Raw genomic sequence first — 8174 nt, forward strand, 5'->3', positions numbered from 1 at the left:
CTTAAGCCCCCCTCCCCTCCGCCCGCCCCATGCAAGTGGCCCGTCGTGTCCATCAGACGGGTAAGCGCAGGTACCGCATCGGTCAAGGGGGTCGGCGCGGTCTGGTGGGTCGGCGGCGTTGCGAAAGTGGCTTTCGCAACGTCCGAAGACAGGCCTATTGAGGTTGCTGCTGGCTCGGCAGGGTCCCGGCCGCCATCCGCCGCGCCACATCGCGCCGCAGCCACAGCAGCCACAGCCAGATCCCGAGGAAGATCACCCCGAGGATCGCCACGGCGGGCAGCGCGACGAAGAACGCGATCAGCGCGACCTGCAGGGCGAGCACCGCCGGCACCGCCCACGGCTTCTTCAGGAAACCGCACAGCACGATCAGCGCGACCGCGATCACGATCACCGACCAGCCGGTGAGCGAGCCGACCCCGCCGCCGAGTTTCGCCACCACCGGCAGCGCGAGCGCGACGGTGATGCCCTCCATGATCAGGGAACCGGCCATCACGCCGCGGAAGGACTTCATCGGGTCCTTGGCGGGCGGCTTCGGGGTCTCGTCGGTCACGCCGGCTCCTTACCGAACAGGGTCCTGGCCTCGCCCGCGGTGACGACCGAGCCGGTGACCAGCACGCCTCCGCCCGCGAGGGGCTCCTCGGGGTCGTCGCTCTGCTCGACGAGGCCGATGGCGGTCTCGATCGCGGCGTCCAGGCTGGGCTCGGCCACGACGCGGTCTTCGCCGAAGATCGAGATGGCGATGTCGTTGAGTTCGTCGAGCGGCATCGCGCGCGGGGACGAGTTCTTGGTGACGACGATCTCGGTGACGACGGGTTCGAGGGCGTCCAGGATGCCCCGCGCGTCCTTCTCGGCCATCACGCCGACCACGGCGGCGAGGCGCCGGAAGGCGAACTCCTCGGCGACGGTGGTGGCGAGCGCCTTCGCGCCGTGCGGGTTGTGGGCCGCGTCGAGCAGCACTGTCGGTGCGGCGCGGACGCGCTCCAGCCTGCCCGGGGTCTCCACCTCGGCGAAGGCCTCGCGGACGGCTTCGACGACCAGCTGCTTGTCCTTGCCCGCGCCGAAGAATGCTTCGACGGCGGCCAGCGCGAGCGCGGCGTTGGCCGCCTGGTGCGCGCCGTGCAGGGGCAGGAAGATCTCGTCGTAGACCCCGCCGAGGCCTTGCAGCTTCAGCATCTGCCCGCCGACGGCGACCTCGCGTTCCAGGACGCCGAACTCGCTGCCCGCGCGGGCGACGCTCGCGTCGACCTCGACGGCGCGTTCCAGCAGGATCTTCTGCACCTCGGGGCTCTGCTCGGCGATGACCGCGACGCTGCCGGGCTTGATGATCCCGGCCTTCTCCACCGCGGCCTTGGCCGGATCGCCGCCGAAGTACTCGACGTGGTCGACGCCGATCGGCGTGATGACGGCGACGTCACCGTCCACGACGTTGGTGGCGTCCCAGGAGCCCCCGAGACCGGTTTCGACGACGGCGGCCTCGACGGGCGCGTCGGCGAAGGCGGCGAAAGCCATCCCGGTGAGCACCTCGAACTTGCTCATCGGCACCGCGTCGGGCCCGCCCGCGTTGTCGACCATGGTCACGTACGGCGCGACGTCGCGGTACAGGTCGACGTACGCGGCGGCGGAGACGGGGACGCCGTCCAGCGCGATCCGCTCGGTGACCAGCTGGAGGTGGGGGCTCGTGTACCGGCCGACGCGCAGGCCCATGCGGGTCAGCAGCGCGTCGATCATCCGGGTGGTCGAGCCCTTGCCGTTGGTCCCGGCGACGTGCAGCACCGGGTAGCCGCGGTGCGGTTCACCCATGAGGTTGACCAGGGCCGCGATCCTGGCGAGGGACGGCTCGATCTTGGTCTCGGGCCAGCGCTGGTTCAGCTCGGCCTCGACGGCGAGCAGTTCGCGGCGCGCCTGCTGCCCGTTCGGGTCGCTCGGGGCGAGCTCGTCGCCCTGATCGTCCAGTTCGTGCAGTTCCACGTCCTCCGGGGCGACGAGGTCCGGTACGGGCCCGAGCGCGAGGTTGTCCCCCAGCTGCCCGATCCCGCCGATCCCGCCGCCGGCGCCACCGCCCACCTGGTACGCGGCGTCGGGTGCGTCCAGATCCGGGTCGGTGTCGTCGGACGGATCGTGGGCGCGTGCCCCCAATTCGTCGACGCCGGCGAAACTGTCCAGATCTGCCAGGTCCGGGGATTCCGCGAAATCTTCGGAATCCCGGCCGTCACCACGCGGCACGAACTCTCCTCTTAGCCTTGCTCCCTGTCGGACCGAGTCTACGTGCGGCTTTTGCTGGCACTCTCGACGCATGGGGTTCAACCACAACGACCACTACCACCCGCTGCTGCTCGACCAGCTGCCTCCCGGCCCGGGGGTGGCGCTGGACGTGGGCTGCGGCAGTGGACGGTTCGCCCGGCGGCTCGCGGCGACCGGGATGCACGTCGAGGCGATCGACCGGTCCGGTCCGATGATCGACCTGGCCGGTGCCGCCGGTTCGCCGGGCCCCGGCACGATCTCGTACCGGCGGGCCGACGTCGCCACCGAGAAGCTGCCGGAGGGGGCGTACGACTTCATCTCCTGCCTCGCGTCGCTCCATCACGTGCCGTTCGACACGGTCACGAGGCTGCGGGACGCGCTCGTGCCCGGCGGGGTGCTGGCCGTACTCGGTCTCGGCAGGCCCAGTACGCCCGCCGACTACGTCCGTGCGCTCGTGGCCTCGCCGGTCAACGCGCTGGCCAGGGTGGTCGTCTACGCGGGCGACCGGCTCAACGGCGGGGTCGATCCGCTGCCCGCGGCGCCCGTCGTCGAGACCTTCCCGCCGATGAACCGGATCCGGCGCGACGCGGCCCGGCTGCTGCCGGGGAGCAAGCTCCGGAACCTGCTCTTCTACCGCTATCTCCTCGTCTACCGCAGACCGGAGGACGACCACCCGATGTGACACCCCAAGCGGGTGAAACCAGTGCTCGACCACCCGATCGGCGGCGGCGCCGACCGGTGCGGATGCGGTTCATTTTTGAGAGGCCATGCAGTCCGGAGATCGGGGTCCCAATGCGCTTCAGACGCGTCCTGTTCGCGGCCGTATCGACCGTCGTCCTGCTGATCGCCTCCACCACGGCGGCCACCGCCGCGACGCGGTCCTACCGGAACTACGTCGCGCTGGGTGATTCCTACACGTCCGGGCCACTCATCCCGCTCCCCCGGCTCGTCCCGCTTTTCTGCGGCAAGTCCACGCAGAACTACCCGTCGATGCTCGCCGCGGCGCTGCGGGTCCGGTCCTTCACCGACATCAGCTGCGGCGGCGCCGACACCGGCGACATGACGGAGCGGCAGAGCGTGACCCTCGGCAGCAACCCGCCCCAGTTCAGCGCCCTGCGCGCGAACACCGACCTGGTGACGGTCGGAATCGGCGGCAACGACTACGGCGTCTTCGGCACGCTCGTCGGCACCTGCCCGTCCCTGCGCGCGAGCGATCCCACCGGGAACCCGTGCCAGGACAGGTTCACCGTCGGCGGCGTCGACACCATCAAGGCCAAGATCGCCGAAACCGGCAAGAACGTCGAACGGGTGCTGGCCGGGATCCACGCCCGTTCGCCACGCGCCGACGTGCTCGTCATCGGCTACCCGCGGATCGCGCCGGAGTCCGGCTACTGCCCGAAGATCCTGCCGTTCGCCGAAGGTGACTACGCCTGGCTGAACGACGTCGAGAGGGCGTTGAACTCGGCGATCGAGAAGGCCGTCGCCGCCGACGGGAACTCGTCCTTCGTGGACACGTTCGGCCCGTCCGCCGGCCACGACGCCTGCGCGCCGAACGGGGCCGCGTGGATCAACGGGCAGCACACGAAGCTGCTCGCGGCTGCGGCCTACCACCCGTATCGCACGGGGATGGCCGGTGTGACCGGAGTGATCCTGCGTCACCTCCGCTGAGTGTCATGAAAGGGTCGTTCAGGACGAAGAGTGTCCTGAACGACCCTTTCATGACATGGGTCAGGAGGCGGGAAGCGTCGCCAACCGGGCGTTGATGCGCTCGATGTCCGCGACCGCGGTCTCCTTGCGGGCCCGGATCTTGCCGATCACCGGCTCCGGCGCCTTGTCGATGAAGGCCTGGTTGCCGAGCTTGGCCTCGGCCTGCGCCAGTTCCTTCTCCGCCGCGCCGAGATCCTTCTGCAAACGCTTGCGCTCCGCGGCGACGTCGATCGTGCCGGACAGGTCCAGCTCGACGGTGACGACACCGGCCGACAGCCCGACCTCGAGCGATGCGCTCGGCGCGAAGCCGTCCTCGGGCTGGGTGAGCCGGACCAGCGAGCGGATCGGCTCGTCGTGCCCGGTGATCTCGGCGAACCCGTCGCCGGACAGCCGCGCGGCCACCTTCTGGCTGGGCTTGAGGCCCTGGTCGGCCCGGAACCGGCGGACCTCGGTGACCAGCTTCTGCACGTCCGCGATCCGCTTGTCGGCGACTCCGTCGGCGTAGGAGCCGTCCGCCACCGGCCACGGGGCGATCACCAGCGACTCGCGGCCGGTCAGCGCCGTCCACAGCTTCTCGGTGATGAACGGGATGAACGGGTGCAACAGCTTCAGCACGGTGTCGAACACGTGCCCCAGCACCGCGCGCGTCGCCGTCACGCGGGCCTCGTCGCCCTGGAAGACCTGGACCTTCGACAGCTCCAGGTACCAGTCGCACAGCTCGGTCCAGGTGAACTGGTAGAGCGTGTCCGTGGCCTTGGCGAACTGGTAGTCCGCCAGGTAGCCGGTGACCTCGGTGACGACGCCGTCAAGCCTGCCGAGGATCCAGCGGTCGGCCTCGGTGAGCTCGGCCGCGGCGGGCAGCGGGGCGTTCGCGTCCGCGCCGTTCATCATGGCGAACTTGGTGGCGTTCCAGAGCTTCGTGGTGAAGTTCCGGGAACCCGCGACCCACTCCTCGCCGATCGGCACGTCGGTGCCCGGGTTGGCGCCACGCGTGAGGGTGAACCGCAGCGCGTCGGTGCCGTAGCGGTCCATCCACTCGATGGGGTCGACGCCGTTGCCCGCGGTCTTCGACATCTTCTTGCCGAACTGGTCGCGGACCATGCCGTGCAGCGCGATGGTCTTGAACGGCGCTTCGCCGGTGGCGTAGAGGCCGAACATCATCATCCGCACGACCCAGAAGAACAGGATGTCGTAGCCGGTGACCAGCACCGACGTCGGATAGAACTTGTTCAGGTCCGGCGTCTTCTCCGGCCAGCCGAGGGTGGAGAACGGCCACAGGCCCGAGGAGAACCAGGTGTCGAGGACGTCCGGGTCCTGGGTCCAGCCCTCGCCCGAAGGCGGTTCCTCGTCCGGTCCGACGCAGACGACCTCGTCGTTCGGGCCGTACCAGACCGGGATGCGGTGGCCCCACCACAGCTGACGCGAGATGCACCAGTCGTGCAGGTTGTCGACCCAGTCGAAGTAGCGCTTCTCCATCTCCGGCGGGTGGACGTCCACCCGGCCGTCGCGCACCGCGTCGCCGGCGGCCTTCGCGAGCGGGCCGACCTTGACGAACCACTGCAACGACAGGCGCGGCTCGATCGGCTCCTTCGAGCGCTCGGAATGTCCGACGCTGTGCAGGTACGGACGCTTTTCCGCGACGATGCGACCTTGTTCGCGCAGCTTCTCCCGCACCGCGACCCGGGCCTCGAAGCGGTCCATGCCGTCGAACTCGGTGCCGGTGCCGTCGATCCGGCCCTGCTCGTCCATGATCGTGATCATCGGCAGGTCGTGCCGCTGGCCGATCTCGAAGTCGTTCGGGTCGTGCGCGGGGGTCACCTTGACCGCGCCGGTGCCGAACTCCGGGTCGACGTGCTTGTCCGCGACGATCGGGATCTTGCGCCCGGTCAGCGGCAGCTCGACCTCGGTGCCGATGAGGTGCGTGTAGCGCTCGTCGTCCGGGTGGACCGCGACGGCGGTGTCGCCGAGCATCGTCTCCATCCGGGTGGTGGCCACGACGATCGCGTTCTCGCCGTCGCCGTAGCGCATCGAGACGAGTTCGCCCTCGACCTCTTCGTGCTTCACCTCGGCGTCGGACAGCACCGACCGCAGCTCCGGCGACCAGTTGACCAGCCGCTCGGCGCGGTAGATCAGGCCGTCGTCGAACAGCTTCTTGAAGATCGTGTTGACGGCCTTGGACAGGCCGTCGTCCATGGTGAACCGCTCGCGGGTCCAGTCGACGCCTTCGCCGAGGCGCTTCATCTGGGCGAGGATCTTGCCGCCGTGCTCGTTCTTCCACTGCCAGACGCGCTCGACGAATGCCTCGCGGCCCAGTTCACGGCGGCTGGTGCCCTCGGCGCGGAGCTGCTTCTCGACCAGGGCGTGGACCGCGATGCTCGCGTGGTCCATGCCCGGCAGGTACAGCGTCTCGTCGCCGAGCATGCGGTGGTAGCGGGTGATGGCGTCGATCAGGGTGTGCTCGAACGCGTGCCCGATGTGCAGCGAACCGGTCACGTTCGGGGGTGGGATGACTACCGTGAACGGCGGCTTGTCCGACGTGGGGTCGGCCGTGAAGTAGCCGGCGTCTACCCAACGCTGGTAGAGCGAGGCTTCTTCGTCGGCCGGGTTCCAGGTACCCGGAAGGTCGGTCTGCTGCGGCTGGGCGTTCTCGGTCACATTGTCAAGTCTACGAACCCCCTCCACCGAGTTGCTCACCGGCCGTAACGCTCGCCGTTCCCCGTCGATGATCGTTGTCGTAACACACTGGGGAGGGCGGGAATCCGTGGAAGACAGCCGGATGGAGACGCATCCGGATCTGATGGATCCGGAATGGCTCAAGCGTGCCGAACGCGACGCTCGGCTCGGCGCGAAAAAGGAACTCAAGCGGCGGCGGAAACAGGCTCCGCGCCGCCGTCTCCGCCTGGGTTTCCGGACGACCCGGGGTCGCGTCCTCGCCCTGTTCCTGGTCTCGGCCGTGGTCGTGCTCGTGGCCGCCACGATCGTCGTGCAGCAGATGCGGGGCACTGACGCCGGGCAGCAGCCGAAAGCGGCTCCGGTGCGCACCGGCGTCGACCTCGACAGGCCGTTCGACCGCACCCCCGCTTCGGCCTGGGCCGAAGGGATCGCCGGGATCACCGTGCCGCCGGGGCAGGACATCGGCGGTTTCACCGCGGCGGAGGTCGACGCGGCGTATCGCAAGGTGGCGGAGGCCATCTCGGCCGCGAAGCTGGGCTCCCGGACGCTGCAGGACGGAAACGGCTCGGAAGTGCTCGCCTTGCTGGCCCCGAACGAACGCGCCCGGCTCGAACCGATGCTCACGGGGCCGCTCTCTGTCGAGAAGGGCAATTACCTGACCCTCACCGGGCCGAACCGCCTGCTGCCGGCTCGCCCGCGGATGACCGGCTTCCTCAGGGCGAAGCCCGGCCGCGAAGGCGAACTGATCGTCCACGCGAGTTACGCGACCGCCTACGCCTTCGACGCGCGCCCGAGCGAGGCCAGGTCACCGGCGGACATCGTGCCGTTCGTCCGTGACGAGCAGGACTACGTGCTCCGCAAGGCACCGCCGTTCGATCAGGCCGACGCCGGACTCGGTTTCGGGGACGGCGCGAGCTACAAGACACGCATGGCCTGTGACGCGATCAAAACCGGCGTCCTCGCGCCCCAGTACGCTGACAAGGACAGACCCGTCGTCGGCGTACCGCCCGTCGACGAGACCAGCACCTACGACCCGACGAAACCCCTGCCGTCGAGGAACACCTGCGGGTAGTCGGCCGAACCCTGGGGAAGAGGACCGAGATGGACGAAGAGGACCGGCGGATCGAGACCCATCCGGATCTGATGAATCCGGACTGGCAGCAGCACGCCGAACGCGACGCCTGGCTGGGTGCCAAGAAGGAGCTCAAGAAGAAGCGGCGCAAGGAGCAGAAGGCGGCCACGGCGTCGGGTGGCGGCTATCGCTCGCCCGGGTCGAGCCGGTGGCCCGGGGTCGCCGCGATCGTCGGCCTGGTCGTGCTGGTCGTCGCCGCGGTGACGGTGAACGCGGTGCAGGAACGCGGCGTCAACGAGACGCCCTGGTTCCCGCTGGACGAATCGCAGATCACCCGCCTGGACATGGGCGCCTGACCCCACTCCGGCGCGGGCTTCGCACCGTTCGAAGTACATGAAGGCCCCCTTCCTCTTGGGTTCTAGTGGTGGTTGCAACACCTGACTTGTTCGGGGGTTGTGTTGTTTGAGATCCGTGGGGACAG

Annotated in this window: 7 protein-coding genes; 4 read left to right on the forward strand and 3 right to left on the reverse strand. The window is 69.2% G+C overall.

Translation table 11 applies throughout. The features are described from left to right. Positions 1-154: 154 nt before the first annotated feature. Together ACFWMR_RS41590 and folC are read right to left on the reverse strand one after the other, a co-directional pair. On the reverse strand, positions 155-550 hold the full coding sequence (locus tag ACFWMR_RS41590; RefSeq protein ID WP_378382379.1) for a DUF4233 domain-containing protein: 396 nt from the start codon (positions 548-550) through the stop codon (positions 155-157). Next, entirely contained in the window at positions 547-2223 is a 1677-nt protein-coding gene (gene folC, locus ACFWMR_RS41595; RefSeq protein WP_093937544.1) for a bifunctional tetrahydrofolate synthase/dihydrofolate synthase, read from the reverse strand. Before folC ends, ACFWMR_RS41590 begins: the two co-directional genes overlap by 4 nt. A gap of 70 nt (positions 2224-2293) precedes the next feature. Between folC and ACFWMR_RS41600 the strand changes: the two genes are divergently transcribed. Continuing rightward, positions 2294-2923 (forward strand): class I SAM-dependent methyltransferase, encoded by a 630-nt coding sequence (locus ACFWMR_RS41600; RefSeq protein WP_378382380.1) that lies wholly within the window; start codon positions 2294-2296, stop codon positions 2921-2923. A gap of 110 nt (positions 2924-3033) precedes the next feature. After that, positions 3034-3909 carry an SGNH/GDSL hydrolase family protein gene (locus ACFWMR_RS41605; protein ID WP_378279913.1) on the forward strand — a complete coding sequence of 292 codons (876 nt, stop codon included), beginning with the start codon at positions 3034-3036 and terminating at the stop codon, positions 3907-3909. A 60-nt stretch (positions 3910-3969) separates the two neighbouring features. Here the strand turns inward: ACFWMR_RS41605 and ACFWMR_RS41610 are convergent, their stop codons facing one another. Then, a complete protein-coding gene (locus tag ACFWMR_RS41610) occupies positions 3970-6603 on the reverse strand; it encodes a valine--tRNA ligase (protein ID WP_093937541.1) in 2634 nt (877 codons plus the stop codon). Positions 6604-6709: 106 nt separating this feature from the next. Here ACFWMR_RS41610 and ACFWMR_RS41615 point away from each other — a divergent pair, with 106 nt between their 5' ends. Next, positions 6710-7693 carry a hypothetical protein gene (locus tag ACFWMR_RS41615; protein WP_378382381.1) on the forward strand — a complete coding sequence of 328 codons (984 nt, stop codon included), beginning with the start codon at positions 6710-6712 and terminating at the stop codon, positions 7691-7693. A gap of 29 nt (positions 7694-7722) precedes the next feature. After that, complete coding sequence (locus ACFWMR_RS41620; protein WP_378382382.1) at positions 7723-8049, forward strand: hypothetical protein; 327 nt, start codon at positions 7723-7725, stop codon at positions 8047-8049. Positions 8050-8174 lie beyond the last annotated feature (125 nt).

The sequence above is a fragment of the Amycolatopsis thailandensis genome (genome assembly GCF_042723255.1).
GTDB classification, from domain to species: domain Bacteria; phylum Actinomycetota; class Actinomycetes; order Mycobacteriales; family Pseudonocardiaceae; genus Amycolatopsis; species Amycolatopsis thailandensis.